Raw genomic sequence first — 26223 nt, forward strand, 5'->3', positions numbered from 1 at the left:
GATTCAGCGAGACGATTTCTCCCTGCCGCCCGCCGGAAATGGGGTCGTCGAGAAGACTCGTCGCCGCCGGGCAGGGCGGCGACGAGCGGTGAAGTCCTCGTTCAGAGCGGCCAAGGCCCTGACCGGGCATGGGTGGGACGGCCTTCTTCCGGACCGGGAAGCAGGCCGTCACCCTGGAGGAGAGGTCAGGAGGCCGGGCAGGTCTTCCACGAGAAGTGGTAGGTGGTCTTGAACGCGCCGTCGGTGGAATCCATCGTGATGAAACTGGTGGTCTTCTTCGGATCCGACGAACCCGCGCCGACCCTCAGTTCCGTGTTCACGTTGAGATTCCGGTCCTCGCCGCACGGCTTGTAGATGATGACGCCACCTTCGGCTTCGTCACGGAATTGCCAGTTGTCCGACAGTGGCCCGTTGACGGGATGGCTCACCTGTGCGGTCGGCGAATTCCCTTGGAAGTAGTAATTCGCCCGCTGCAATGCCTTGGCGCCGGATTCGAGCGATGCGAAACCGCGGTAATCGGCGCTGGCGATGCCGTAGGTGAATCCCTGCGGCACGTGGATGTTGAGGTTCAGCTGGCAGTTCTTCCGGAAGTCGGTGGGCTTCGCGCCGACGCCGACCTGCGCGGTGTATTCGCTGTAGGTGACCGTGAAGGAACTGTTGTCCCTGGCCACGGCCACGGCGGACGAACCCGGCGGACAACCGGACCCGTTGACGGTGATGACGTCGATGACGACCCGGTCGGGCGGCGGTCCGGGCGGCGGGGACATGCTGTTCGGCGTTATTATCGACGAGAAAAGAGATACGGCGGCAACCACTGCATTGAGCATGGGGTCCTTCCCAAAACTTCCACACGGGGGGCGGGGAACTGGGCGGACTCATGCTAGCGAGTCGATCTTCACGATGCCGCCCGCCGATCGGACGAAACCGTCTCGGCAATCGGTTCATGAAAAGATATTATGGACTGTAACCGTTTTCCGGGGCCAATGGGAACACCATCGGCCCCGGAAAACACCATTCGATTCGCACGATATGAAAAATGCTTTCGCGGCTTCACCGTTGACGATTTCGCGGAGACAAGCCGGTTCAGGCTGCCAGCAGGCTCGCGGCTTCACCGAGCACGGCCACCGCGCCGGGTTCCCAAGCGCCGGCGGTGATCACCACGACGTGGTCCAGCCCCCAGGACGCGAACTCGTCGCACCGGCCGGCGAAGTCCTTTGAGGACTCCCCCGGCGCGAGCCGGGTCGCGATGGTCTTCTCGATCTCCTCGACGGGCCGTCCGACATCGGCACAGTGCCGGGCGAGGACGTCCAGCTGCGCGCGGACGGTCTTGCCTCCGTCGGGAATGTCGAAGAGGTTGCAGGCGTCGGCGTGCTCGGCGACCAGCCGCAGGGTCCGTTTCGGCCCGGTGCCGCCGATGAGCACCTTCGGCCGCCGCACCGGCAAAGGGTTGTTCACCGGCCGCTCCAGCCGGTAGTGCCTGCCGACGAATTCCGACGTGTCGCCGTCCCACATCCGGCCGGCGATGCGGAGGGTCTCCTCCAGTCGCTCGAACCGTTCGACGACCGGCGGAAGCGACAGTCCCATCGCGCGGGCCTCGTCCTCCTGATAACCGGCGCCGATGCCGAGCCAGGCGCGGCCCCGCGAAAGGACGTCGAGGGTCGTGACCGCCTTCACCAGCAGGGCGGGAGCCCGGAAGGTGGCGGCGCTGACCATGGTGCCGAGCCGGATCCGGGACGTCGCCGAGGCGAGGAAACCCAGCGTCGTGTACGCCTCCAGCATCTCCGAGTCCGGCGTGCTGCCCGGCGCGGTCTGCAGGAGGTGGTCCGCGACCCACAAGGTGTCGAGCCCGGTCGCGTCGGCCGTCCGGGCGATGTCGAGAAGGTTGTCGACCAGACCGCCGGGCCAGGAGAAGTCGGTGACGCTGACGCTGATTCGCATGATCTTCCTCATCTTCCGGGGGCTTCGGGGCGAGCGAAGGGTGGCGGCCCGCCGATCGGGCTCAGGTGGATGCCGGCGATGAGCCAGCGGTCGTCGTCGCGGACGAACACGTGGGTGACGCGGAACCGGCCGTCGACGCGGTTCCCCTGATGAGTGCCCTCCTGGGTGTGCACGCCGACGGACACGGCGGCCGTGCCGTGGTCGCGGACGTCGACCTCGGTCCAGTCGAGTTTCTCGGTGACCAGGTCGCCGCCGCGATAGCGCTGCAGCCATTGCGGTTTCCCGAGTACGAATCCCAGCGGCCCGACCAGGGTGAAGTCGGCGGTGGTCATCGCGTCGAGTGCCTCCGTGTCGCCGCGGACCTCGGCGTCGGCCCAGCGGGCCCCAAGGTCGCGGATCTCGTTCTCCGTACTGCGCATGGCGTTTCCTCCGTTTCGTTCGACGCCTTCAACGTTAGATATCGAATGATTCGATGTCAAACCCTTAGAGTGATGCGCTATGCTCCGGGACGTGCAGAAACCCACCGCGGCACCCATCGGGGTCGTCCTCGCCAAGACCGCCAAGTCCGTCGGGCGTGCCTTCGATCAGGCACTGGCCGCCGACGGCGGCTCACAGCCCGTCTGGCAGATCCTGATCACGCTCAAGACCCGGCGCGTCGCCAACCAGCGAGAGCTCGCGGCCGCGGTCGGCATCCAGGGCGCCACGCTCACCCATCACCTGAACGCCATGGAGAGTGCGGGCTTGATCACCCGGCGGCGCGATCCCGACAACCGGCGGGTGCACGTCGTCGAACTCACCGACGAGGGTGAAACGGTCTTCCACCGGCTGGCGAAGGCGGCGATCGCGCACGACAAACGGATCCGGGCCGGGTTCAGCGACGAAGAGATCACCACGCTGGCCGGGCTGCTCTCGCGACTCGCCGCGAACGTGGCCGCCGACGGCATCGATCAAGAAAACAGTGACTGGACGCACCCGAACGGCGACTCGGGACAGGACTAGCATCGCGGTACAAGTCGATGTCGCCTCAAGCTGGAGAACCGCAATGACCCAAGCCCCTGTCAACGTCACCGTCACCGGTGCGGCCGGCCAGATCGGCTACGCGCTGCTCTTCCGCATCGCGTCCGGTCAGCTGCTCGGCCCGGACACCCCGGTGAAGCTGCGGCTCCTGGAGATCCCGCAGGCGGTCAAGGCGGCTGAGGGCACCGCGATGGAACTCGAAGACGGCGCGTTCCCGCTCCTGTCGGGCATCGACATCTTCGACGACCCGAAGCAGGCCTTCGAGGGCGCGAACGTCGCCCTGCTCGTCGGCGCCCGTCCCCGCGCGAAGGGCATGGAGCGCGGCGACCTGCTCGAGGCCAACGGTGGCATCTTCAAGCCGCAGGGTGAGGCCATCAACGCCGGCGCGGCGAGCGACATCAAGGTCCTCGTCGTCGGCAACCCGGCCAACACCAACGCCCTCATCGCCCAAGCGCACGCGCCCGACGTCCCGGCCGACCGCTTCACCGCGATGACCCGCCTCGACCACAACCGCGCCCTCGCGCAGCTGTCGAAGAAGCTGGGCGTACCGGTGACCGAACTGAAGAAGGTCGCGATCTGGGGCAACCACTCCGCGACCCAGTACCCGTCGATCGCGCACGCCGAGGTGTCCGGCAAGGCCGCGACCGAGGTCATCACCGACCAGGCCTGGCTCACCGACGACTTCATCCCGACCGTCGCCAAGCGCGGCGCGGCGATCATCGAGGCCCGCGGCCTGTCCTCCGCGGCGTCGGCCGCCTCCGCGGCGATCGACCACGTCCACACCTGGGTCAACGGCACCCCCGAGGGTGACTGGACCTCGGCGGCGGTCGTGTCCGACGGTTCCTACGGTGTCCCGGAGGGCCTGATCTCCTCGTTCCCGGTCACCGCCGCGAACGGCGAGTACAAGATCGTCCAGGGCCTGGAGATCGACGACTTCTCGCGCGCCCGCATCGACGCTTCGGTCAACGAGCTGGCCGAAGAGCGCGACGCGGTGAAGAAGCTCGGCCTCATCTGAGCCTGAACCACCTCACGAAGGCGGCCGTGTCCCCCGGGACACGGCCGCCTTTTCGCGGCCGATGATCGTGTCGAGGTTCGCGCGCGTGCTCTCCAGCTCGCCGATCGCGCTGTCGATCCGGGCACGCTGCTCCCGCAGGGCTTCGACCAGCTCCGGGCAATCGGGGGTCAACCAGCCGTCCTCGTCGACGATGCAGGGCAGGATCTCCAGGATCTGCGCGGTGTTCAGCCCCGCCCCGAGCAGGATCCTGATCCGCCGCACCGCCGCCACGTCGGCGTCCCCATAGACGCGATAACCACTCGGACGCCGCCCCGGGGTGAGCAGACCCTGCTCCTCGTAGTACCGCAACGCGCGCTCGCTGACGCCGGTCCGCCGCGCGAATTCCCCGATCCGCATCCGCACTCCCGACTTGACTCTCACGTGGATGTCAAGGTTTAGCTTAGCCGCCATGACCACCGTGACCGTCCTCGGACTCGGCCCCATGGGACACGCCCTCGCCGCCGCGTTCATCGCCGCCGACCACCCCACCACCGTCTGGAATCGCACCCCTGGCAAGGAAAACGGCCTCGACGCCGCCGTCGCCGCGACCGCCGCCGAAGCGATCACGGCCGGCCCGCTCGTGATCGTCTGCGTGCGCGACTACGCCGTCGCGCGATCGATCCTCGACACCGACGCACTCAAAGGCCGCACCCTGGTGAACCTCAGCGGCGGCTCACCGGAACAGGCCCGCGCGATGGCGGAATGGGCCGCCGGGCACGGCATCGACTACCTCGACGGCGTCATCATGGCGACCACCGACGCCATCGGCGGCCCGGACGCCGCCCTGTTCTTCAGCGGCCCCGCCGACGTCTACGAAACACACCGGCCCACACTGGCCGCGCTCGGCGAGAACGTGCTGTACGTCGGCGACTCCCCCGGCCGGGCCGCCGCGTTCGACGCGTCGTTGCAGGACATGCTCTGGACGTCCATGAGCGGCGTGATCCACATGTTCACGCTCGCCAAGGCGGAAGGCATCCCCGCCGCCGACATCGCCGAACACGCCAAGGCACTCCTCGGCTTCTTCCCCGCCATGATCGACCTGCTCGCCGAACAGGTCGCCACCGGAAACTACTCCGGCGACGCGGGCACCCTCCACTCCACAGCCGCGACGATGGACCACGTCCTCGACGCGATCCGCGCGCAAGACCTCGACAACGGCGTCCTGTCCGCCGCCCGCGCCGAAGTCCGGCGAGCCATCGACGCCGGACACGGGGAAGACGGATTCGGCAGGCTCGCCGCACTTCCGTGAGAGCCAGGGCGAACTGGCCTGGTCTCGTGTGTGGTGAGGACGGTTAGAACCGGCCTCACCACACACGACACAATGGGCCCGTGCACCTCGACGCGCTCCTCACCGGCCAGCCCTCGGAAGTCCTCACCAGGGCCCTCGAGCTTTCCCAAGCCGAGCGGAAAGCCCTCGTCCCCGAACTACTGGCCACGTTCAAGGACAGCCGCGAGTTCGTCGAGATCAAGCCCGACACCTACGGCGCCCGCAACCCGCTCAGGGCCCAGCAAGCCGCGACCGCCCTCTGGACCGCCCTCCCCGCGAGCGACCCCCTGCTGCGCAAACTCTGGATCGCCTCGCCCACGATCCTCGAACGCGTCCTGCAGGACCGCTCGCTCACCGAACGCAAGACGATCGCGTTACGCATGATCGGCCACCACACCGCCTGGGAAGCCATCCGCCGCATGGTCCTCGACGGCGACCTCGAACCCATCCGGACACCGGAATACCACACCGGCTGGTTCCGCTGGGCCGAACGCTTCCGCGGGAAATCGCTGGCCGAACGGCTCCGGACCGAACGCGAAGCCCTCACCGAGATCTGGGAACTGCTCACGATCGAAGGCAACGCCGACGGCAGCTTCGCCGCCTTCGACAAGTACGTCCGCGACCAGGACAAATGGTCCACCGCGCTGCTCGAACTCACCGGAACCGGCGAACTCGACCGCACCCGGCTCCTCGACCTCACCCTGGACGTACTCGCCCGCGACTTCGCCGCCTTCCGCGCCCAGTGGTACGCCGCACTCCACGAAGCGCTCGCCCCCACCCCGGACGAACGCACGGCGGCTCAGCACCGCTACGCCCGGCTGTGCGGAAGCAGCCTCCCCCGCACCGTCTCCTTCGCCGTCAAAGCACTGTCCCTTGTGGACAAACAAGGCACGCTCGACGACGAAATCGCGCTCCAGCACCTCCCCGCCGCAGCGGCCGGACGCGGCGCCGCCACCGCCAAACTCGCACTCAAACTCGCCGGCCGCATCGCCGACCGGCGACCCGAACTCACCGACCTCGCCAACGAAGTCTTCGAAGCGGCACTCACCCACGAAGCCTCCGACGTCCGCGCCATCGCCACCACCCGGCTCGGTGTCACCCCGGAGGCGCCGCCCGTCATCGAGACCGCCGAGTACCCGGAACCCACCCGAACACCGTGGGACCAGCGCAAAACGCTGACCGTCCCGCTCGAAGTCCCCGACACCCCCGCCGCGGTCGCCGAAGCCCTCTCCTCCTTGCTCGCCGACCCCGACCAGGCCGACCTCCTCTTGGCCGCCCTCGACGGGGCCCACCGTGTCGCCGGCGAGCTCCAGGACGCCCTCAAACCGCTGGTGAAACGCGCCGCGCGAATCGCCGCCCAGCAATACAGCGCGGCGGTGCCGAAGATGATCGCCACGCTCGTCCTCGGCCTCACCGGCCGCGACGTCGCCCCTCTACCGCAGGTCGACGGCTGGCGCCGCCCCCTCCACCACCGGATCACCGCCCTCCTCGACGGCACCGCCGTCCCCGTCTCCGCCGCCACCCACCAAGGCGGCTGGCTCGACCCCGTCGTCTTCGTCGCCCGCATGCTCGAACATCCCGACGCGGCCGAAGACGACGTCGCCGACGCACTGCTCCGTCTCGCCCCCGACACAAGGCCCGCGGCCCTCGCGCTCGCCACGGAACTCACCGGACCGCACGCCGACACCATCCGCTACGCCCTCGGCGGGCCGCCCATCGACGACACAGGCTGGACCGCCCTCGCCGCAGCCCGCGCCCGGCACCCCGAATCCGCCGACCCCGCCGCCGCGCTCCGCGGCGAACCCGGACCACCGACCACCTGGACGTTGAAAGCCGGTCTTACCGACTACGGCTCGAACACACTGGACATCGAACGAACCCCGGAACCCGCCGCGCAGGAGGTTCCCTGGCTGGGCACGCCCTTCGAGAACCGGGCCACCGAGTGGCTCGGCTTCACCGAATGCCACGAAGCGGTCTCCTCCCCCTACGACCGCGACCACCTCGAAGCCACCGTCGCCGGAAACCTGTACTTCAACGACATCGAAGTCGGCTATCCCGTGGAGAAGGCCGCGCTGCCTCCGTTCCTCGACAGCCCCTCGGTCCCGGGCATCCCCGGCACGATGCTCCTCGCCACCACCCTCGCGCTGAAACGCCCCGCCGCCGTCCAGCTCGGCACGGACGCCGTGCTGACCCTGCTGGACCGTCGGATGCTCGGCCCCCGCGCGCTCGGCGAGGCGTTGGGCGCACTCGGCCCGCAGCTCATCATCACGCGACTGGCGCCCCGGCTCTCGGTCATCGCGAACGAACACCCGATCGCCGTACTGTCCACACTGGACACATTGCTGCCGAAGCTGGAGCCCTCACACCGCGGCATCTTCGCGCTGCTGGAACTCGCCGCGGACCTCGTGGACCGCGGCGCGGGCACGATCAGCGCCGAAACGAAGGAGTGGCTCACCGGCTTCAAGGGCAGTTCGAAAGCGGCGAAGGCGGCGTCACGACTCAGCGGCTGACATCCGGGCCGCCAGCACATGCGAACAAGGCCCTCGGTTCTCCTGATGCTTGGCCCACCATGCACACGTGCATCCGGCGGGCGAAAGCCGGACGCGCTGCACCGAGCCGGCGCGGGTGATCTCGTAGCCACCGTCCGGCAACATCCGGACGGCTCCGGCGGCAAGGAGCTCACGGGCTTTCGTCAGCCGACCGTTCGCTGGAGCGGCCCCGCTCGGCAGCTCGCGCGGGAACCACGTGCCGTCGACGACGTCGTGACCGGCGCGACCCGCGACGAGTTCCGGCGCATCGAGACCCGCCGCCAGCGCGTTCAGCCAACCGCCTTCACCCGAGAAACCCCGGGACGGCTCCGGGGACAACGTGACCACGAGCCGCGCTCGCTCCAACCGCAGCACCCAGGTCGCGACCTCGCTGTCCGGTCGCGTGTAGACGGTCAGCCCCTGAGCGAACCGGACGAGCGGCTCGACGACCCGCAACCGATGGAGCCCGGTCGCCGGGATCGAATCCCGCCCCGGCCGTGACGTCAGCCGCAACCCACGGCCCGACGCCACCGCCCACGACTTGCCGACCGACGTGGGCAGCCTCCGCAAGAAGTTCCGTGTCTCCGCCTTGTCCAGCTCCGCCTTCTCGATCGCTCCCGCCGTGACGGCGGCGACCTCGGCGAACCCCGACACCCAGCGATCCGGCAGCGGCACCACGGACTCGTCGTTCTGCCCGTCGAGAGTGCGGAGCCGGATCCCCTCGCCGCGAACGGTCAAGTGCAACGGATCCTGGGCGACGACCCCGGCCAGAACGGTTCGCGTCGCCTCAGACAGGTCCACATTGGTGCAACCCTCGCCGAGGTCACCCGCTTCCAGCAGATCCAGCCTGGCGTACAGGCCACAGCACGGCGAGAAAGCCTCCGCGCGTAACGTCGTCCGGTCCGCGGTGAACACCGGATCGGACTCGGCGATCAGCCGGTTCACCATGGACGGAGGCATCCAGAACCGGGTGCGGGCGACCTTCCCGAGCACAAGCAGCGCCTGGGCCGCCTGTGCTCCGGGCTCCAGAAAACCCTGGAAGAGCACGGACGTCGGGGCGTCCTCTTCCAGCTGCTCCAGCAAGACCTCGGTGATCACCGGACAACCCTAGCCAGGGGTCCCGACAGTCTTTGCGGGTTTTGCAATGAACCTGAAGTTGATCTTGTTCTATGCCCGGCTGAATAGGTCGTTATACACTTTGAGACTGACGACGCCGGTAGGCGCGTTGCTGGCACGCCCGCGAGCAGTAATCCCGAGGCCGGCCCCGCCCTCCCCCGTCCAACGGCTTACCGCAGACGACGCACTCCCCTCCCCCGGTTTCGTCACTGATTACCTCACTCCCCTGGCTTTGGATGAGCGCCTCGACACCGTCGAGGGTCCGCCGTAGCCCGAACTCGAAGGCGTCCAGCGGAGCATCCATTCCCCCGGCCTTCCACAGCCGCTCCAGCGCCGGATAGCGGTCCAGACGCTCGAAGAGTGACTCGCGTTCGCTCCACCAGCGCTCATGGGTCACCCCCGTGCGCCGCTGGAGCTCCGCGGCCTCCCCCGCCTGACGCGCGGCCGACTCGACGAATCCGCCCACCAGGTTCACCACCGCGATCACCTGCGCCGGCGCCAGACCGCTACGCGAGGCCACGTCCAGCGCATGGTCATAGCCGGCCATGATGTTCGGCCCCGGCAGGCGGCGGGACCCGGCGCTGTGGACCAGCCACGGATGCCGGTGATACCTCTCCCAGGCCAGTCGCGCCCAACGTTCGAGGCCCGCTCGCCAGCCGAGCCCGTCCGAAGACCCCATTGGGAACTCGCCGTACACCGCGTCACGCATGAGTTCCACCAGTTCCGCCTTGCCGGGGACGTACCGGTAGAGCGACATGGTGGTGGTGCCGAACCGTTCCGCGACCTTGCGCATCGACAGCGACGCGAGCCCTTCGGCGTCCGCGACCTCGACGGCCGCCGCGACGATCCGGCCGAGGCTCAATCCGGGCCGCTCCGGCTCGGACGCCCCCCACAGCAGTTCGATCGCGCGCTCCGGATCCGGCTGCGCGTCGTCTTCCGCCACCCGCTACTCCCTTGACGCTCTTCGCTCGTTCGTGTTTAGCTGATAAACCTCAGTATATCCCATATACCTCTCGCAGGAGCGCTTCAGCATGCCCGAAATCAGGTTCTTCGTATCTCCGGACGGCAGCGACGACTGGCCTGGCACCGCCGACCGGCCGTTCGCCACGCCGAAAGCCGCCCAGAAGGCGGTCCGCGCCGCGACGGCCACCATGACCGGTGACGTCATCGTTTCCTTCACGACGGGCGTCTACCGACTGGACGAACCCCTTTCCTTCGCCGACACACAAGCCGATTCCGGCTCGAACGGCTTCCGCGTGATCTACCAGGCACACGGCTACGGAACAGCCGACCAGGCAAAGGTCGAACTGAGTGGCGGCCGCGAGATCACCGGCTGGTCGACAGGCGACGACGGCGCCTGGACCGCGCCGATCGGCGACCTGGCACCGCGACGGCTCACCGTCGACGGCAAGCCCGCGGCCCGGGCAGCCCGCGCGGACGGGCTCCCGGGAAGCGTGACGAAAACAGCCACTGGTTACGTCACGGACAGCGTGGAGCCTCAATCGTGGCCGGACCCCTCCGGGCTGGAGTTCGTGTACCCGGGCGTCTATCCGTGGTCCGAAGCCCGGCTCGCGGTCGCGTCCATCTCCGGCGACGCCTCCTCGACCACGATCACGATGGCTCAGCCCGCCTTCGACAACGCCAAATCCCTCTACGACGCCAAGTGGTACGGCGCCGGTGGCGACGGTGCCTGGGACGGCCTCGCCGCGCCGTCCACGCTCGAGAACAACGCAGCCTTCCTGACCGAACCGGGATCCTTCGCCGTCCGCCGCACCGACACGGGCGATCACGTCCTGCACTACCGCCCGCGGCCCGGCGAGAAGATCAACGAGACCAGTGTCGTCGCTCCGATGCTCGAAACGCTCATCAACGGACGAGGCGTCCACGACCTCGTGCTACGCGGCTTCACCTTCACCGACGCGACCTGGTCCGGTCCCGACCGCACTGGCGGCTACCTGCACTATCACGGCAACGCACGCTACGAACGGGGCGACTTCCAGAAGATCGACCTCGGCGCGGACGTGGGCTACGTCCATGTGCCCGCCGAGCCGGTCCAGCTGCCCGCCAACGTCAGCCTCACGTCGGTCAGCCGGGTCTCCTTGGAAGGCAACCACTTCACCAGACTCGGCGCGGGAGGCCTGCTGATCGAAGACGCCACCGACGTGCGGATTCTGGCGAACGTCTTCGACGAGATCTCGGGCAGCGGGATCGCCGTCCACGCGAGCACCCAGGTCGCGGTCGAAGACAACCTCGTCCATCACATCGGCACCGAGTACCGAGGTTCGCCTGCCGTCCTCGTCGTCGAGTCCGCGGAGACCTCCGTGGCACACAACGAGATCCACGACGTCCCGCACAACGGCATCGTGATCACCGGCGGCGAGCGCGCCAAGGGCACGCAGGTGATCTCGAACCTCGTCGAGCGCAGCATGGGCAAGCTCATGGACGGCGGCGGGATCTACCTGTCGGCACCACAGGGCTCGTCGTTCGCCGGCGGGGCGCTGGTCCGCGGCAACGTCATCCGCGACGTCCTCACCTCGTACAACTTCGGCCTCTACACCGACTACGGCGCGGCGTGGATCACCGTCCTCGGCAACATCGTCCACCGGGCCGACACCCCGATCGTGCTCCAGGTGGGCCCGCCGATGGAGAACGTCGCCTTCATCGGCAACTTCTGGGACGCCCTGCCCGACGGCTACGACACCCCGCCCGAGACGGTGACCGTGGCCGGGAACACGGTGCTGCCCAAGGAGAGTTTCGACGATGCCGTCCGGGCGGACCCGGCGGGCGCGGACATCCTCGCGCGGGCGGGCCGCCGAGGTCTGGAACGATGATCACCGCTCCTGCCGGGCGCGAGTCCGGCAGGAGCCGCTCCGGCCACGATCATCGAGGAGACCACGCGCGATGCCGACCCAGACCACGGAAGCCACCGGGACCCGCCGACGGCTCGCGCGGATCGCGACCGAGGTGCTCGCTCCCTGGGTCTGGGTGCTCGGTCTCCCGCTGATCGTCGCCTGGAAGGTCACCGGATACCACGTCGGCGAGACGGTGCTCTGGGGTCTCGTCGTCGGCGTCACCGGATCGCTGATCCCGATGGCCGTGATCGTGCGCGGCGCCAGGAAGGGCAAGTGGGACAGCCACCATGTCACCGATCGCGCCGGACGGCTCGTCCCGTTCGCGGTCTGCATCGGCTCGCTGACCGCCGGCTTCGTCGTCCTGATCGCCGGCGGCGCCCCGCACGAGATGATCGCGCTCGCGGCCGCCGAACTCGTCTGCCTGGTCGCCGCGCTCGCGATCACCTTCGGGCTCGAGTTCAAGATCTCGATGCACGCGATGGTGGCGGCGGGTGCGGCCGTGATGCTGATCCGCGTCTACGGCCCCTGGCTCGCCTTGGTCTTCCTCGGCGTCGGCTGGGTCTGCTGGTCCCGCGTCGAACTCGGGGATCACACCAAAGCCGAGGTCACAGCCGGGATGGCCGCCGGTGTAGTCCTCGGCGGTGGTGTTTACCTGTTGCTTGACGCGATTCTGACCTGAGCCCCACCGTATAGGTCGTTATACACTTAACGGAGCCGCTTGATGCCTTCGACAAGCTCGGCGACGTCGTTCGCGGCGGCGAAGCCGAGCCGGAGGAACGGTCCGGCCGGCTCGGCGGCGAAGAACCGGTCCCCTGCCCCCACCACGACTCCCCGTTCCCTCGCCGCGCGAGCGACCGCGTTCGCGTCACTCCCCGCCGGCAACCGCACCCACAGATGCAATCCGCCCTCGGGCAACCGCGCGACAGTCCACTCAGGACACTCCCCTGCCAGCGCGGCGGCCGCCTTTCCGCATCGCTGCCGCAGTTCGGAGCCCAGCTTCCGCACGTGACGTTCCCAGGACGGCGCGCTGAGCAGTTCGAGGGCCGCCTCCTGCAGCGGACGGGAGACGAAGAAATCGTCGACCCGCCGGATCGCCTTCATCCGGTCGAGAACGGGTCCACGCGCGATCAGCGCCCCGATCCGGAGGCTCGGCGCGGCGGCTTTGGTCACCGACGTCAGATGCACGACCGTGCCGTCGCGATCGTCGGTGATCAGCGGACGCGGCGCCGTGGCTCCGTGCGAGAGGTGCCGCGCGAAGTCGTCCTCCAGCACGAAAGCGCCCGCCGCGCGCGCCACCTCGAGGACCTGAGTGCGGCGTTCCGGCGTGAGCACGGTCCCGGTCGGGTTGTGGAAAGTGGGCTGGCAGTAGAAGAGCCGGGCGCCGGTCATCGCGAACGCCTCCGCCAGCAGATCCGGCCGGACCCCGTCGTCGTCGAGGGGAACCGGCACTGGGCGGAGCCCCGCAGCCCGTGCGGCGGCGAGCGCTCCCGGATAGGTCGGCGATTCGACGAGGACCGGGCTGCCGGGCGCCGCGATCGCCCGGAACGCCATGGAGAGCCCGCTCTGGCCGCCGGCGGTGATCAGGACGTCGTCCGGTGACGCACCGGCGGGCCCCGCGAACACCGACCTCAACGCGGCCAGCCCGGCAGCGGGTGCCCGGTCCCAGGAATCCGGACGGCGCCCCGCCCGCGCGAGCGCCGCGCTCAGGAAACGGGTCGCCTGCAGTGATCGGTGTGGATATCCGCCGTCGAGCAGGATCGCGCCCTCCGGTGGCGGGCCGAGGACGCCGGTGAGCGATGTGGTGTCGACGCTGCGATCGGTCAGCGCGACGGTCTGCCACGCCGTGTCGAGTGGCCCGTCCGCCGTCGACGGCCTGGCCGCCACATACGTCCCGCTTCCGGGGCGGGTCACGACAGCGCCCTCGGCGGCCAGCAGAGCGATCGCGCGCGACACCGTCACCGGGCCGACTCGGTAGCGCTCGATCAGCTCGCGGCTGCTGGGCAACCGGTCCCCCGCGGCCGCCGCGCGGATCAGGGAACGCAGCTGGAGAACGAGTGCGGAAGTGCTACTATCCGACATGAAAGACAATGATAGTGCTACTGGAAATCGCGCGGAATCACTACTGGACATTCCCGCGCTGCGGGCCGATACGCCGGGCAGCGAGAAGGTCGTCCACTTCAACAACGCGGGCTGCGGACTGCTGGCGAAGCCGGTACTGGCCGCCATGCTCGATCATCTGAATCTCGAAGCCGAGTTCGGCGGCTACGAGGCCGCCGCGGCACGGTCGGATCAGGTCGCCGGCTTCTACCGCGAGATCGCCGCGTTGATCAACGCTCGGCCCCGCAACATCGCCTTCGCGGCGAGCGCCACCCACGCCTACTCCACCGCGCTTTCCTCGATCCGGTTCGAGCCTGGCGACATCGTGCTCACCACCCGCAACGACTTCATCTCCAACCAGATCGCGTTCCTGTCGCTGCGGAAGCGGTTCGGTGTCGAGATCGTGCACGCACCGGACACGCGGGAAGGCGGTGTCGACGTCGAGGCCATGGCGGCCCTGATGCGCACGAGGAAACCGAAACTGGTCGCCGCCACGCATATCCCGACCAACTCGGGACTCGTCCAGCCGGTCGCTGAGATCGGACGGCACTGCCGAGAGCTCGGCCTGCTGTATCTGGTCGACGCCTGCCAGTCGATCGGCCAGTACCCCATCGACGTCGAAGAGATCGGCGCCGACCTGCTCACTTCGACGTGCCGCAAGTTCCTGCGTGGCCCGCGCGGTTCGGGGTTCCTGTTCGTGTCCGACCGGTTCCTCGAAGCCGGGCACGAGCCGCTGTTCATCGACATGCACGGCGCCCGCTGGAGCGCGCCCGGCACGTATGAACCCGCGAAGTCGGCTTCCCGGTTCGAGGAATGGGAATTCCCTTACGCCACCGTGCTCGGCTGCGCGACGGCGGCGAGGTATGCCCGTGAGGTCGGCCTGGAGGCGATCTCACGGCGCACCCCCGCGCTCGCGGCCAGGCTGCGGGAAGGTCTCGGCGCCATCGCGGGCGTCGAAGTGCTCGACCGTGGCCCGGAACTGGGTGCCTTGGTGACGTTCTCCATCAAGGGCTGGGAGGCCGTGCCCTTCAAAGCGGCGATGGATGCCAGGCGGATCAACTCGGCGCTCAGCTACCGGGAGTTCGCGCAGTTCGACTTCGGGGACAAGGACGTCGACTGGTGCCTGCGGCTGAGTCCGCACTACTACAACACCGAGCGGGAAGTGGACGACGTCGCCGCGGCCGTCGCCGAACTCGCCGCCTGAACGCGGTCTCCCCGCCTGGGCACTGGGGGTGTCCGGGCGGGGAGACCGTCAGGAGGGTCAGGCCCCGGCGAGGCCGCGGCGCTTCAGCAGCGGCTCGATCTCCGGGTCACGGCCGCGGAACGCGCGGAAGGCGGCCATCGGGTCGACACTGCCGCCCCGCCCGAGCAGTTCGCGGCGGAAGTGGTCGCCGTTCTCCCTGGAGAGCCCGCCGTTCTCGCGGAACCACTGGACGGTGTCGGCGTCGAGGACCTCGCTCCAGATGTAGGAGTAGTACCCGGCGCTGTAGCCGCCGCTGAAGATATGCGCGAAATAGGTGGTGCGGTAGCGCGGCGGCACCGCTTCCAGCGCGACCCCGGCCTTGGTCAGCGCCTCGGCCTCGAACCGCTGGACGTCGTCGACGTTGTCCTCGGTGCCCAGCGCGTGCCACGCCTGGTCGAGGAGCGACGCCGCGAGGTACTCGGTGGTCGAGAAACCTTCGCCGTACTGCTGCGACGCCAGGAGCTTGTCGATCTGCTCCTGCGGCAGCGGCTCGCCGGTCACGTGGTGCTTGGCGTAGTTGGCCAGCACCTCGGGCCACAGCATCCACATCTCGTTGACCTGCGAGGGGTACTCGACGAAGTCACGCGGGACGTTGGTGCCGGAGAACATCGGATACTCGACGTCGGAAAGCAGCGAGTGCAGCGCGTGCCCGAACTCGTGGAACGCGGTGACGACCTCGTCGAAGGTCAGCAGGGTCGGCTCGCCCGCCGGCGGTTTGGCGACGTTGAGCACGTTCACCACGACCGTCTTGGTGCCCAGGAGCTTCGTCTGGTCGACGAAGTTGTTCATCCAGGCGCCGCCGCGCTTGGAGTCGCGGGCGTAGTAGTCGAGCAGGAACAGGCCGAGTTCCGAGCCGTCGGCGTCGAAGACCTCGAAGATCCGGACCTCGGGGTGGTACTTCGGCAGGTCCTCCCGCTCGGTGAAGCTCAGACCGTAGAGCTTCGACGCGGCGAAGAAGACGCCGTCGGTCAGCACACGGTTCAGCTCGAAGTACGGGCGCAGCGCCGCGGTGTCGACCTCGAACCGGTCCTTGCGCACGCGCTCGGCGTAGAACGCCCAGTCCCACGGGCGCAGGACCGCGCCGGGGATGTCGGCTTCGAGGTAGCGCTGCAGTTCTTCGGCCTCCGCCTTGGCGTTGGCGACCGCGACCGGCGCGAGACGTTCCAGGAGCCCGACGGCGGCCTGAGCGGTCTTCGCGGTCTCGTCCTCGATGACGTACGACGCGTGGTCGGGGAAGCCGAGTACGGCGGCCCGCTCGGCCCGCAGGCGGACCAGTTCGGCCACGACCCCGTTGTTGTCGGACTCGTTGCCCCGGTTGCCGCGCGAAACCGACGCGGTGAAGATCCGCTCGCGCAGCGCGCGATCCTCCAACGAGGCCAACGCTGCCTGCGCCGTCGGCAAGGTCAGTTTGAGGACGTACTTGCCTTCCTCGCCGGCGGTTTCGGCGGCGGTGGCGATCTCGTCCTCGCCCAGTCCCGCGAGTTCCGCGACGTCGTCGACGACCACGGCGAGTTCGTTGGTGTCCTTGAGCAGGTTCTGCTGGAAGCGGGTCGAGAGCGTCGAAAGCTGCTCGTTCAACTCGCGCAGGCGCTTCTGGTCGGCCTCGGGCAGCCCGGCGCCTGCCCGGCGCACGTCGGTGTGGTGCCGCTCCAGGAGGCGGAGCGACTCCGTGTCGAGGCCGAGTTCGTCCTTGCGCTCGAACAAGGAGTTGATCCTGGCGAACAACGCCGGGTTCAGGTTGATGGCGTCGGCGTGCGCGGCCAGCCGCGGCGCCATCTCGGCCTGCACGCGCTGGATCTCGTCGTTCGCGTTCGATCCGGCGAGGTTGAAGAACACGCTGGACACGCGGGACAGCAGCCTGCCGGACTTCTCGAGGGCGACGATCGTGTTCTCGAAGGTCGGCGGCTCCGCGGAGTTGGCGATTTCCTCGATTTCGGCGGCGTGCTCGGCAAGGCCCGCTTCGAAGGCGGGAAGGAAGTGTTCGTCGGCGATCCGGTCGAACGGCGGAAGGGCGTAGGGCAGCTCACTCGGCGCGGCGAACGGGTTGTCCTGCGAAATCATCGGTGTTGCTCCCGGGTCGTCGAATCTGCTGTTCTGGCCACCTTACGGGCAGTGAGGGGCCGGTGGATGCCGTCCGTGGCGTGACACCGCGGACGGGAGTGGTCACGCTCCGGTGGTACCGCCCACCACCGCGTCGGAGCTCTGTTTTCCCTTGCCACGCTTGGTCTTCGCCTTGGGCGGCGGTGGGGCGATACCGGCGAGGTCGCCGCCGTTGTCGTTGACGCGCAACACGAACGGACGAGTCTCGGTGTACCGGACGACCGAAACCGACGCCGGGTCTACCACGATCCGTTGGAAGGAATCGAGATGCTGGCCGAGCGCGTCGGCGAGGATCGCCTTGATCACATCGCCATGGCTGCATAAGAGCCATACCGCGTTTTCGCCGTACTTCTCGGTGATCCGGGCATCGTGCGCGCGGACGGCCGCGACCGACCGCGCCTGCATCTCGGCCAGCCCTTCGCCGCCGGGGAAGACCGCGGCCGACGGATGCGCCTGCACGACCCGCCAGAGGGGTTCCTTGACCAGATCCTTGAGCGCGCGCCCGGTCCATTCGCCGTAGTCCACTTCGGACAAACCGGGCTCTTTGACCTTGTCCAGACCGCGTGCCTCGGCCAGCTTCGCCACCGTCTGGCGGCACCGGAGCATCGGCGAGACCACCAGCTCGGCGAGCGGGACCGGCGCCAGGCGCTCGACGAGCGCGGCCGCCTGCGCCCGGCCGGTGTCGTCCAGGCCGACCTTGGGCGTGCGCCCGGCCAGGACACCCGAACCGTTCGCCGTGGACTTGCCGTGGCGCAGAAGGATCACAGTACTCACGTGGCCCACCCTACGTGTCGTGCTTTGCCCCCTTCCCGCGTTTCGTCCTCTGGATGCGGTACTTGCGCGTGCAAGGACCGCATCCAGAGGACTAAATGCGCGGGGGGGTTACAGGTGCGGGCCCTCTTGGGGGTCCAGGACGCCGGTGAAGATCAGGACGAACAGCAGCGCGCCGAGCACGAGCCGGTAGATCACGAACGGCACGAAGCTCTTGGTCTTGATGTACGACATCAGCCACGCGATGACCGCGTACCCGACCCCGAACGCGACCAGCGTCGCCAGGATCGTCGGCCCCCACTGCGCCGGGGCGCCGTCCTTGCCGATGTCGGTCAGCTTGTACAGCCCCGAGCCGAACACCGCCGGCAGCGCCAGCAGGAAGGAGTATTCAGCCGCCTCGGCGCGGGTGTAGCCGAGCAGGAGCCCGGCGCTCGTGGTGCCACCGGAGCGCGAGACACCCGGGATCAGCGCCAGCGCCTGCGCGAACCCGAAGCCGAGACCGTGCGGCACCGTCAGGTGGTCGAGGGTGCGCTCCTGCTTCCCGATGCGGTCGGCCACCAGGAGGATCAGGCCGAACACGATCAGCGTGGTCGCGGTGATCCGCAGGTCACGGAAGGTTTCGTCGATGGCGTCCTGCAGCAGCAGGCCCAGCACCACGATCGGCAGCGAGCCGACGATGATCAGCCAGCCCAGCCAGGCGTCGGGATCCTGACGCCAGTCCTTCTTGTAGATCGAGAAGAACCAGGCGCGGAGGATCTTCCCGATCTTCGACGAGAAGTACAGGATGACCGCGAGTTCGGTACCGATCTGGGTCACCGCGGTGAACGCGGCGCCCGGGTCGTCCCAGCCGGCGAGCGCCGCGGTGATCCGCAGATGCGCGCTGGACGAGATCGGCAGGAACTCCGTGAGGCCCTGGACGAGCCCGAGGACCAGTGCTTCGAACCATCCCATCAGGCGACACCGGCCGATTCGACGGCTTCGGCGGCGACCTGGAGGGCGTGTGCGGAGCCCTCGGGATCCGGCATGGCGGGCGCGACGGTCAGCGTCGTGACACCGGACTCCGCGAAGGCCTGCATCCGCTCCGCGATGCGCTCCTTGGGCCCCAGCAGCGACGTCGCGTCGATGAACTCCAGCGGGACGGCCGCCATGGCACCCTCGTAGTCCCTGCCCAGGTACTTCTGCTGGACGTCGGCCGCTTCGCGCTCGAAACCCATCCGGCAGGCGAGCTGGTTGTAGAAGTTCTTCTCCCGGCTGCCCATCCCGCCGATGTACAGCGCCGCGTACCCGCGGACCGCGTCGGCGCAGGCCTTCCAGTCGTCACCGACCACGAGCGGGACGGTGGGGACGACGTCGAAGCCGTCGAGGGAGCGCCCGGCCTTGTCCGCCCCGGCCTGGATCAGCTTCAGCTGCTCACCGGCGTGCTCGGGCGAGTAGAAGACCGGCAGCCAGCCGTTCGCGATCTCACCGGTCAGTTCGAGGTTCTTCGGGCCGATGGCGGCCAGGTACACGGGGATCTCTTCGCGCACAGGGTGCACGGTCAGGGTCAGCGCCTTGCCGGGCCCGCCGGGCAGCGGCAGCTGGAAGTGGTCGCCGTCGTACCGGACCCGCTCGCGGCTGAGCGCCTTGCGGACGATCTCGACGTATTCGCGAGTGCGGCCGAGCGGCGACGCGAACTTCACGCCGTGCCAGCCTTCGGAGACCTGCGGACCGGAAACACCGAGGCCGAGGCGGAACCGGCCGCCGGAAAGCGTGTCCAGGGTCGCGGCGGTCATCGCGGTCATCGCCGGTGTCCGCGCGGGGATCTGCAACACCGCGCTGCCCACGTCGATCCGTGAGGTCTGCGCCGCCACCCACGAGAGCACCGTCGGCGCGTCCGAACCGTAGGCCTCCGCGGCCCAGACGACCGCGTAGTCCAGTTCGTCCGCCTTCTTCGCCAATGCCAGGTTGGCCGCGTCGTTCCCCGCGCCCCAATAGCCCAAGTTCAGTCCGAGTCGCACGGCGTGAATGTATCCATCGGAGTGTCACTCGTCCGTTCAGGGTGTTGACAGCCGATGACCCGCACGGTGGTACTCGATCACGACACGCTCACCTGCTCCGCGACCCGCACTTGCCTTCCGGCTAGGCTCGCCCGTCGTGGAAAAGCGACAGCTCGGCCGGTCGGGACTTCGGGTCTCGCGGATGGCCCTCGGGACCATGACGTGGGGTGGCGACACCGACTCGGAGGAGGCGGCCAGCCAGCTGGTCGCGTTCGTCGATGCCGGGGGCACCCTGGTCGACACCGCCGACATCTACGGCGAGGGTGAGAGCGAACGCGTCCTGGGCGCGCTGCTCGGCGACCTGGTCCCCCGCGACGACATCGTGCTCGCCACCAAGGCCGTCGCCCGCCGCACCGACGGCCCGTTCGGCGGCGGAGCCTCGCGCGGTGCCCTGCTGAGCGCGCTCGAAGGCTCGCTGCGACGGCTCGGCACCGACCACATCGACCTGTGGCAACTGCACGCCTGGGACACCACCGTGCCGGTCGACGAGACACTCGCGGCCCTCGAATACGCCGTGACCAGCGGAAAGGCCCGCTACGTCGGCGTCTCCAACTACTCGGGTTGGCAGTTGGCGACCGCCGCGGCCCGCAGTTCGGCCGTCGCCCCGCTCGTCTCGACGCAGGTCGAGTACTCGCTGCTGGAGCGCGGGGTCGATCGCGAGGTCGTCCCCGCGGCCGAGCATCACGGCATCGGGCTCCTGCCGTGGGCGCCGCTCGGCCGGGGCGTGCTCACCGGCAAGTACCGCAGCGGGACGCCCGCCGATTCGCGCGGCGCTTCGAGCGTTTTCGCGGGCTATGTCGAACATCACCGGACCGATCGCGCGGCCAGGATCGTGCAGGCGGTCGCGACGGCCGCCGACGGCCTCGGCACCTCGCCGCTGGCGGTCGCGCTGGCCTGGGTCCGCGACCGGCCCGGAGTGGTCGCGCCCGTGGTCGGAGCCCGTGACACCGGTCAGCTGACCGGCTCGCTCACCGCCGAGGACATCACGCTCCCGCCCGCCATCCGCTCGGCGCTCGACGACGTCAGCGCGATCGAGGTCGGGTACCCGGAACGCGGCCTCTGAGCCGTCTCGAATACTGGATTAGGTGACTGTTGGGTGACGCTGACGTGACGTGGTGGAGTTCCAGGAGGATGCTGGACAAGTCCGTTCGACGAATAGCAGGTGGAGGCACCAAGGTGGGTCGGCTGTCCGCCGTTTCCCGGATCGCGATCCCGCTCGCCGGTGTCCTGGTGCTCTCGTCCTGCAGTACGGACGACACGCCGAACGACTCCTTGCAGATCGTGCAGAACCCCGTCGCGGCGACGGCGGCGGTCTCTCCCGCCGTGACCGTCAAACCCGCCGGTTCGGTGTTCGCGGTGCCGGGGGTGCGGGCCCTGGTGACCGACGAGGCGAGCAAGTCGCTGGTCGTCGCCGTTTCGGAGCCGCCGTCGCTGCGTATCTACGATCTCGCCGCCTTGGACACCCCGAAGACGACAGTGGCCCTGCCCGGTCCTGCCGAGCGCCTGACGGTCTCGGGCTCCCAAGTGCTCGCCAGCGTTCCCGGCAAGAGTCTCCTGGCAAAGGTCTCCCTGCCCGGTGGCACGCTGGAGACGGTCCCGGTCGCGGGGCAGCCGTCGGCCGGCCTTGTCGACGGCGACGCGACGCTGGTGTCCGTCCGGGACCGCAAGGCCGTCGAGGTGCTGTCGAAGAACGCGGGACCGAGGACCATCACCGGCCAGATCTACAGCGCCGACGACGTGCTGAACACCGGTGACGGCGTGGTCGTGCTCGACAAGCTCCGCACCGCCCTGTTCGCCGTCGACCTCGCCGAGGGCAAGATCGGCGAGGGCCTGCGCGCCGGCGACGGCGCGGCTAACGCCGTCACCGACGATCTCGGCCGCGTCTTCGTCACCGACGCGCGCGCGGGCGCTCTGCTGGCGTTCTCCACGACGCCGCTGCTGTTGCGCCAGCGCTATCCCGTGCCCGGCGGGGCGTACGGCATCGCCTACGACCGCACGCGCGGCCTCGCCTGGGTCACGCTCACCGAACGCAACGAGGTCGTCGGTTTCGACGTCCGCGGTGGAGAGCCGATCGAGAAGCACCGGTTCCCCACCGTGCGGCAGCCAGATTCGGTCACCGTCGACGAGCAGGGCGGCCGTGTGGTCGTCGGCTCGGCCATCGGAGAAGGGATCCAGGTGATCACGCCATGACAGTGGTGGACGAGGCGGTGGTCGAAGGGGATTGGGAGTACCGGCGGCTGCAGCTGCCTCCTGGTGTTTCCCGGCGGGCGGCGGCGACGCAGCTGTCGATCCACGCCGAGTTCGCCGGCTGGGAGCTTTCGACCGTCCGGCTCTACTCGGACGGGACCCGGAGGGTGTGGTTGCGCCGGAAGCGCACCGCTACGCCGCTGCCCGGCCTCATCACCTGAGAAGCAGCCGATGTTGTGGGCCCTCCCGACCGGCTCCGTGCCGTCGGGTGGTCGCTGTAGTACGTGAAGGCCCCCTTCATTGCGTCTAGCGCAGTGAAGGGGGCCTTCACGTACTTGGCACGCGCGACGAAAGCGTCCTTCACCGCACGAGATGCGGCGAAAGGCCCCTTCAGCTCTTGAAGACCCGGCCCAGCCAGCCGGCCCAGATCCCGTCCTGTTCCACAGGATCGACATCGCCGAACAGGTGATGCATCGCGACCATCGGCCCGGCGAACCCGCGCACGAAGCGCAGGAAAGCGTCCGAGGTCCGGATGCCGACCGTCTGCGCGTTCGCGAGATAGACCTCGCCCTCCACAGTGGACACCGAGTCGGTGGAAAGCCGTACCCGGTCCCCCGTTTCCGGCCGCCCCGCGAGGCCGAGTTCCCGGCCCAGCTTCAGCCACGCGCTGTCCCAGTCCCCGATCATCGGCCCGAACACCGTCACCGGCACGGCCTTCCGGCCCGCGAACCGGTTGAGGTATTCGACGAGGGTGCGGAGGAACAGCTCGCCACCCGCGGTCATCGCCTCGAACTCGTCTTCCCAGTCGTCGCCGGGCAGGAAGCCGCTCGTCACGGTCCGCAGCACGGTGCTGCCGCCGGAGCGGCCCTCGATGAGGAACTCGTACGCGACGAACCGTCCGTCCGGCGCGGGTTCCGTGCCGTAGACGAGCCGCTCCAGCGGGTCCCACGACGTGATCGCCGACGTGGGTTCGTAGCCGCCGAACGCGGTCTTCACGGTTCCGCCGACGCCGCCATCGACCTCGTTGCGGCCCATGAACCACGACGTGATCCCCGGTCCGGTCGCGATGGCGTCCCAGACCTGTTCGGGCGTCGCGTCGACCTCGAGGCGGTCGGTGATCTCGAATTCGTGGCCCACTCAGCGCTCCTCGGGCTCGGTTCTGACACTCGGATGGACGGCGACGACGATCCGGTGATCGCGGCCCTGTTCGGCGCCCTCGTCGTGGTATTTGCTCACCAGATTCGTGATCGCGACGGTGAGCTCTTCGGCGAACGCGGCCCGGTCCGCAGCAGAGGAGAACCGCACCTCGCCGTCGATCGCGAAGGTCGCGACCCGCTTGCGCGCCTTGGTCGCACCGGTGATCAGCAAGCCGACGTCGCGCACGAGCCTTCCGGCCACCGCGAGCAGCCAGCGTGCGGACAGCCGGTCCGGTGACTGCGCCGGATCGGGCTGCACGGCCGAGAGCGCCGTCGGTGAGATGACGTACGAGGACGCCGTCGCGCGCATCATGCGCTCGGTGACGTTGCCCTTCCGCCGCTCCTCGACGAGCTCGACCAGCCCGTGCTTCTCCAGTGCGCGAAGGTGGTAGTTCACCTTCTGTCTCGGCAGGTCCACCCGCGCGGCCAGCATCGTGGCCGACGCCGGCTCGGCGAGTTCGGCGAGCAGCCTGGCCCGGACCGGATCCAGCGACACTTCGGCCGCTTCCGCGTCCTCGATCACCGCAACGGAGAACATGCCAAGAAGGTGTCACCGAAAAGAGTTTTTGTCAAGAAGGTCAGTCTTGTCGGTGCGCCCGGTTCGCGAGTGCCAGCAAGCGGGGCACCACCTGCGGGGCCGCCTCGAGCGGGACGACGTGCCCGACCCCGGGGAGCACCACGGACGTGCCGTTCTGCACCGCACCGGCCAGCTCCTCGACGTCCGCCGTCGGCACGAGCTTGTCGCGCTCCCCCACGATCGCGATCACCGGCACCGCGCCGACCTGCGACAACGCGGATTCCCGCGTGTAGGCGTCCAGCGCTGGTCGAAACGCCGATACCGTCTGCGGCCAGTTGCCGCGGATCATCCGCACCGTCAGTTCGACGTCGGCGGGCACCGGGTCGTCCCCGAAGAGCCACCACCGCAGCCCGGCGGTCACCGCCTTGCTCGTGTGCTCACGCACCAGGCCGATGAGTTTGGTCCCGAAGACCATCTCCAGGTCGCGGCCGAGTTTCCCGAGCGCGTTCGGCCAGATCGCGTCCGGCGTGACACCGCCCGCCGACATGGCGAGCAACCCGATTCCCGCCACTCGCGCCGCGAAGACGTCCGGGTGGCGCTGGGCGAGCGACAGGATCGCGAGCCCGCCCATGTCGTGGCCGACCAGGACGACCTTGCCGTCGGGGATCACCTTCTCCAGCACCTCGGCCAGATCGTCGGCGAGGTGTCCCATCGTCGCCGACGCGGCCCGGACCTCGCCCGATTCGCCGTGCCCGCGCTGGTCGTAGGCGAGCACCGCGACCGGCTTCTCCGCGGCTTCCGCCAGCACCGGCGCGATGGCGCGCCAGCTTCGCCTGTCGAGGGCGTACCCGTGGAGGAGGACGACGGTCACCGGCGCCGACGGATCACCCCAGCGTTCGAAATGCAGGGGTGTCCCGTCGGCGGCCAGCAGACCGGGCATCAGGCCGAACGGAGGAAGCGGTCGAGCACGCGCACGCCGAACTTCAGCGCGTCGACCGGGACGCGCTCGTCGACTCCGTGGAACAGCGCCGAGAAATCGAGGTCCGCGGGCAGCTGCAGCGGGGCGAACCCGAAGTTGCGGATCCCGAGCGACTGGAAGGACTTCGCGTCGGTGCCGCCGGAGAGCATGTACGGGAGCGTGCGGGCGCCAGGGTCCTCGGCGAGGACCGCGTTGGTCATGGCGTCGACCAGGGCACCGTCGAAGGTCGTCTCGACCGGCGGCAGCTCCATCCACTCCTTCTCGATGTCCGGACCGAGGATCTCCTCCAGCTCGGCGTTGAACGCCTCGAGACGGCCGGGAAGGATCCGGCAGTCGACCGAAGCCTCCGCGACCGAGGGGATGACGTTCGACTTGTAGCCCGCCGTGAGCATCGTCGGGTTCGCCGTGTCACGCAGGGTCGCGCCGATCATCCGGGAGATGTTGCCGAGTTTCGCGACGGAACCCTCGATGTCGTCCTCGGGGAAGTCCCAACCGGTGATCTCGGTGACGCCGTCCAGGAACTCGCGGACGGAGTCGGTCATGACCAGGGGGAAACGGTGGTTGCCGAGCCTGGCGACGGCCTCGGACAGCTTGGTGACGGCGTTGTCGCGGTGGATCATCGAGCCGTGACCGGCTGTGCCGCGCACGCGCAGCTTCATCCAGCGGATGCCCTTTTCGGCCGTCTCGATGAGGTACGCGCGGACGTTGTCCTTCAGCGTGATCGAGAAGCCGCCGACCTCGCTGATCGCCTCGGTGACGCCCTCGAACAGCTCCGGCCGGTTCTCGACCAGCCACTGCGCGCCGTACTTTCCGCCTGCTTCTTCGTCGGCCAGGAACGCGAAGACGAGGTCACGCGGCGGGACGATGCCGTTGATCTTGTAGTGACGGGCCAGCGCGAGCGCCATCCCGCACATGTCCTTCATGTCGACCGCGCCGCGGCCCCAGACGTAGTCGTCCTGGATCGCGCCGGAGAACGGGTGCACCGACCACTCCGAGGCGTCGGCGGGGACGGCGTCGAGGTGACCGTGGATCAGGAGCGCGCCGCGCGAGGGGTCGGCGCCCGGCAGCCGGACGATCACGTTGTGGCGGTCCTTGCCGCCGGACTCGACATAGGTGATCTCGTAGCCCGCGTCGGTGAGCTTCTCGGCGACGTACTCGGCCGCGGCGCGTTCACCGACCAGCGTGTCGGGGTCACCGGTGTTGGTGGTGTCGATGCGGATCAGTTCACTGGTGAGGGTGACTGCCTCTTCGGCTGCTGCTTCGATCAAATTCGGTTCGGTCACCAGGCATTCCTACCATTGGTGGAGCCCGCCGACCCGTTGCCA

25 protein-coding genes are annotated in these 26223 nt (G+C 68.8%); 10 read left to right on the forward strand and 15 right to left on the reverse strand.

Annotated features, from left to right (window positions below; translation table 11 throughout):
- Nucleotides 1-185 precede the first annotated feature (185 nt).
- From AMK34_RS05155 to AMK34_RS05165, 3 genes are all read right to left on the reverse strand, one after another.
- Nucleotides 186-827 (reverse strand): DUF4360 domain-containing protein, encoded by a 642-nt coding sequence (locus AMK34_RS05155; protein ID WP_038513236.1) that lies wholly within the window; start codon nucleotides 825-827, stop codon nucleotides 186-188.
- Nucleotides 828-1083: 256 nt separating this feature from the next.
- Entirely contained in the window at nucleotides 1084-1938 is an 855-nt protein-coding gene (locus tag AMK34_RS05160; protein WP_073844586.1) for an LLM class F420-dependent oxidoreductase, read from the reverse strand.
- Between the two features lie 8 nt (nucleotides 1939-1946).
- Complete coding sequence (locus AMK34_RS05165; protein WP_038513234.1) at nucleotides 1947-2357, reverse strand: nuclear transport factor 2 family protein; 411 nt, start codon at nucleotides 2355-2357, stop codon at nucleotides 1947-1949.
- Between the two features lie 91 nt (nucleotides 2358-2448).
- Between AMK34_RS05165 and AMK34_RS05170 the strand changes: the two genes are divergently transcribed.
- Nucleotides 2449-2937 (forward strand): MarR family winged helix-turn-helix transcriptional regulator, encoded by a 489-nt coding sequence (locus tag AMK34_RS05170; protein ID WP_073844588.1) that lies wholly within the window; start codon nucleotides 2449-2451, stop codon nucleotides 2935-2937.
- 43 nt (nucleotides 2938-2980) lie between these two features.
- Entirely contained in the window at nucleotides 2981-3970 is a 990-nt protein-coding gene (locus AMK34_RS05175) for a malate dehydrogenase (protein WP_016334432.1), read from the forward strand.
- Nucleotides 3971-3982: 12 nt separating this feature from the next.
- Here AMK34_RS05175 and AMK34_RS05180 read toward each other — a convergent pair whose 3' ends face one another.
- Nucleotides 3983-4366 carry a MerR family transcriptional regulator gene (locus AMK34_RS05180; RefSeq protein ID WP_073843297.1) on the reverse strand — a complete coding sequence of 128 codons (384 nt, stop codon included), beginning with the start codon at nucleotides 4364-4366 and terminating at the stop codon, nucleotides 3983-3985.
- Between the two features lie 52 nt (nucleotides 4367-4418).
- Here AMK34_RS05180 and AMK34_RS05185 point away from each other — a divergent pair, with 52 nt between their 5' ends.
- Together AMK34_RS05185 and AMK34_RS05190 are read left to right on the forward strand one after the other, a co-directional pair.
- The gene (locus AMK34_RS05185) at nucleotides 4419-5258 is read left to right on the forward strand and encodes an NAD(P)-dependent oxidoreductase (protein ID WP_083649743.1); all 840 of its coding nucleotides are present in this window, start codon (nucleotides 4419-4421) and stop codon (nucleotides 5256-5258) included.
- A gap of 80 nt (nucleotides 5259-5338) precedes the next feature.
- Nucleotides 5339-7786 (forward strand): DUF6493 family protein, encoded by a 2448-nt coding sequence (locus AMK34_RS05190; RefSeq protein WP_073843301.1) that lies wholly within the window; start codon nucleotides 5339-5341, stop codon nucleotides 7784-7786.
- On the opposite strand, the gene AMK34_RS05195 is transcribed toward AMK34_RS05190, so the two are convergent.
- Both AMK34_RS05195 and AMK34_RS05200 read right to left on the reverse strand, forming a co-directional pair.
- Nucleotides 7769-8902, reverse strand: a complete 1134-nt coding sequence (locus tag AMK34_RS05195) for an SWIM zinc finger family protein (RefSeq protein ID WP_073843303.1) — start codon at nucleotides 8900-8902, stop codon at nucleotides 7769-7771. The genes AMK34_RS05190 and AMK34_RS05195 overlap by 18 nt on opposite strands.
- Nucleotides 8903-8993: 91 nt before the next feature.
- On the reverse strand, nucleotides 8994-9863 hold the full coding sequence (locus AMK34_RS05200; RefSeq protein ID WP_073843305.1) for a TetR/AcrR family transcriptional regulator C-terminal domain-containing protein: 870 nt from the start codon (nucleotides 9861-9863) through the stop codon (nucleotides 8994-8996).
- 88 nt (nucleotides 9864-9951) lie between these two features.
- On the opposite strand from AMK34_RS05200, the gene AMK34_RS05205 reads away from it, so the two are divergent.
- Both AMK34_RS05205 and AMK34_RS05210 read left to right on the forward strand, forming a co-directional pair.
- Nucleotides 9952-11751: a right-handed parallel beta-helix repeat-containing protein gene (locus AMK34_RS05205; protein WP_073843307.1), complete on the forward strand. Its 1800-nt coding sequence runs from the start codon at nucleotides 9952-9954 to the stop codon at nucleotides 11749-11751.
- Between the two features lie 70 nt (nucleotides 11752-11821).
- Nucleotides 11822-12451, forward strand: coding sequence for a hypothetical protein (locus AMK34_RS05210; protein WP_073843309.1), 630 nt, complete (start codon nucleotides 11822-11824; stop codon nucleotides 12449-12451).
- A 26-nt stretch (nucleotides 12452-12477) separates the two neighbouring features.
- Here the strand turns inward: AMK34_RS05210 and AMK34_RS05215 are convergent, their stop codons facing one another.
- A complete protein-coding gene (locus AMK34_RS05215; protein ID WP_073843311.1) occupies nucleotides 12478-13851 on the reverse strand; it encodes an aminotransferase-like domain-containing protein in 1374 nt (457 codons plus the stop codon).
- Here AMK34_RS05215 and AMK34_RS05220 point away from each other — a divergent pair.
- Nucleotides 13850-15073, forward strand: a complete 1224-nt coding sequence (locus AMK34_RS05220) for an aminotransferase class V-fold PLP-dependent enzyme (protein WP_073843312.1) — start codon at nucleotides 13850-13852, stop codon at nucleotides 15071-15073. The two genes, AMK34_RS05215 and AMK34_RS05220, sit on opposite strands and share 2 nt — an antisense overlap.
- Before the next feature lie 57 nt (nucleotides 15074-15130).
- Here the strand turns inward: AMK34_RS05220 and AMK34_RS05225 are convergent, their stop codons facing one another.
- From AMK34_RS05225 to AMK34_RS05240, 4 genes are all read right to left on the reverse strand, one after another.
- On the reverse strand, nucleotides 15131-17173 hold the full coding sequence (locus AMK34_RS05225; protein WP_038513215.1) for a M3 family metallopeptidase: 2043 nt from the start codon (nucleotides 17171-17173) through the stop codon (nucleotides 15131-15133).
- Between the two features lie 102 nt (nucleotides 17174-17275).
- Nucleotides 17276-17986, reverse strand: coding sequence for a histidine phosphatase family protein (locus AMK34_RS05230; RefSeq protein WP_038523332.1), 711 nt, complete (start codon nucleotides 17984-17986; stop codon nucleotides 17276-17278).
- A gap of 108 nt (nucleotides 17987-18094) precedes the next feature.
- Nucleotides 18095-18934 carry an undecaprenyl-diphosphate phosphatase gene (locus AMK34_RS05235; protein ID WP_073843313.1) on the reverse strand — a complete coding sequence of 280 codons (840 nt, stop codon included), beginning with the start codon at nucleotides 18932-18934 and terminating at the stop codon, nucleotides 18095-18097.
- Nucleotides 18934-19980 (reverse strand): LLM class F420-dependent oxidoreductase, encoded by a 1047-nt coding sequence (locus AMK34_RS05240; RefSeq protein ID WP_073843315.1) that lies wholly within the window; start codon nucleotides 19978-19980, stop codon nucleotides 18934-18936. The genes AMK34_RS05235 and AMK34_RS05240 overlap by 1 nt, the downstream gene beginning before the upstream one ends.
- Before the next feature lie 136 nt (nucleotides 19981-20116).
- On the opposite strand from AMK34_RS05240, the gene AMK34_RS05245 reads away from it, so the two are divergent.
- The 3 genes from AMK34_RS05245 to AMK34_RS05255 all read left to right on the forward strand — a co-directional run bounded on the left by AMK34_RS05245 (nucleotide 20117) and on the right by AMK34_RS05255 (nucleotide 22427).
- On the forward strand, nucleotides 20117-21082 hold the full coding sequence (locus AMK34_RS05245; protein WP_038513211.1) for an aldo/keto reductase: 966 nt from the start codon (nucleotides 20117-20119) through the stop codon (nucleotides 21080-21082).
- Nucleotides 21083-21195: 113 nt separating this feature from the next.
- Complete coding sequence (locus tag AMK34_RS05250) at nucleotides 21196-22209, forward strand: YncE family protein (protein WP_073843317.1); 1014 nt, start codon at nucleotides 21196-21198, stop codon at nucleotides 22207-22209.
- The gene (locus tag AMK34_RS05255) at nucleotides 22206-22427 is read left to right on the forward strand and encodes a DUF5703 family protein (protein WP_016334446.1); all 222 of its coding nucleotides are present in this window, start codon (nucleotides 22206-22208) and stop codon (nucleotides 22425-22427) included. The genes AMK34_RS05250 and AMK34_RS05255 overlap by 4 nt, the downstream gene beginning before the upstream one ends.
- Before the next feature lie 169 nt (nucleotides 22428-22596).
- Here the strand turns inward: AMK34_RS05255 and AMK34_RS05260 are convergent, their stop codons facing one another.
- Genes AMK34_RS05260 through AMK34_RS05275 form a run of 4 tightly spaced genes read right to left on the reverse strand, consistent with a single transcriptional unit; the run spans nucleotide 22597 to nucleotide 26181 of the window.
- Complete coding sequence (locus AMK34_RS05260; protein WP_038513206.1) at nucleotides 22597-23343, reverse strand: SRPBCC family protein; 747 nt, start codon at nucleotides 23341-23343, stop codon at nucleotides 22597-22599.
- Nucleotides 23344-23940, reverse strand: coding sequence for a winged helix-turn-helix domain-containing protein (locus AMK34_RS05265; protein WP_007029600.1), 597 nt, complete (start codon nucleotides 23938-23940; stop codon nucleotides 23344-23346). It abuts the gene before it with no gap.
- Nucleotides 23941-23980: 40 nt separating this feature from the next.
- Entirely contained in the window at nucleotides 23981-24859 is an 879-nt protein-coding gene (locus AMK34_RS05270; RefSeq protein WP_073843319.1) for an alpha/beta fold hydrolase, read from the reverse strand.
- Nucleotides 24859-26181, reverse strand: a complete 1323-nt coding sequence (locus AMK34_RS05275) for a M20/M25/M40 family metallo-hydrolase (RefSeq protein ID WP_037338283.1) — start codon at nucleotides 26179-26181, stop codon at nucleotides 24859-24861. Before AMK34_RS05275 ends, AMK34_RS05270 begins: the two co-directional genes overlap by 1 nt.
- Nucleotides 26182-26223 lie beyond the last annotated feature (42 nt).

It is taken from the genome of Amycolatopsis sp. CB00013 (assembly GCF_001905755.1).
Taxonomy (GTDB): Bacteria; Actinomycetota; Actinomycetes; order Mycobacteriales; family Pseudonocardiaceae; genus Amycolatopsis; species Amycolatopsis japonica.

Coding starts and splice junctions, on each gene's coding strand:
- AMK34_RS05215 (WP_073843311.1), bottom strand. CDS start 13,851: ATGTCGGATAGTAGCACTTCCGCACTCGTTCTCCAGCTGCGTTCCCTG.
- AMK34_RS05235 (WP_073843313.1), bottom strand. CDS start 18,934: ATGGGATGGTTCGAAGCACTGGTCCTCGGGCTCGTCCAGGGCCTCACG.
- AMK34_RS05165 (WP_038513234.1), bottom strand. CDS start 2,357: ATGCGCAGTACGGAGAACGAGATCCGCGACCTTGGGGCCCGCTGGGCC.
- AMK34_RS05225 (WP_038513215.1), bottom strand. CDS start 17,173: ATGATTTCGCAGGACAACCCGTTCGCCGCGCCGAGTGAGCTGCCCTAC.
- AMK34_RS05255 (WP_016334446.1), top strand. CDS start 22,206: ATGACAGTGGTGGACGAGGCGGTGGTCGAAGGGGATTGGGAGTACCGG.
- AMK34_RS05155 (WP_038513236.1), bottom strand. CDS start 827: ATGCTCAATGCAGTGGTTGCCGCCGTATCTCTTTTCTCGTCGATAATA.
- AMK34_RS05220 (WP_073843312.1), top strand. CDS start 13,850: ATGAAAGACAATGATAGTGCTACTGGAAATCGCGCGGAATCACTACTG.
- AMK34_RS05270 (WP_073843319.1), bottom strand. CDS start 24,859: ATGCCCGGTCTGCTGGCCGCCGACGGGACACCCCTGCATTTCGAACGC.
- AMK34_RS05185 (WP_083649743.1), top strand. CDS start 4,419: ATGACCACCGTGACCGTCCTCGGACTCGGCCCCATGGGACACGCCCTC.
- AMK34_RS05265 (WP_007029600.1), bottom strand. CDS start 23,940: ATGTTCTCCGTTGCGGTGATCGAGGACGCGGAAGCGGCCGAAGTGTCG.
- AMK34_RS05175 (WP_016334432.1), top strand. CDS start 2,981: ATGACCCAAGCCCCTGTCAACGTCACCGTCACCGGTGCGGCCGGCCAG.
- AMK34_RS05160 (WP_073844586.1), bottom strand. CDS start 1,938: ATGCGAATCAGCGTCAGCGTCACCGACTTCTCCTGGCCCGGCGGTCTG.
- AMK34_RS05210 (WP_073843309.1), top strand. CDS start 11,822: ATGCCGACCCAGACCACGGAAGCCACCGGGACCCGCCGACGGCTCGCG.
- AMK34_RS05180 (WP_073843297.1), bottom strand. CDS start 4,366: ATGCGGATCGGGGAATTCGCGCGGCGGACCGGCGTCAGCGAGCGCGCG.
- AMK34_RS05205 (WP_073843307.1), top strand. CDS start 9,952: ATGCCCGAAATCAGGTTCTTCGTATCTCCGGACGGCAGCGACGACTGG.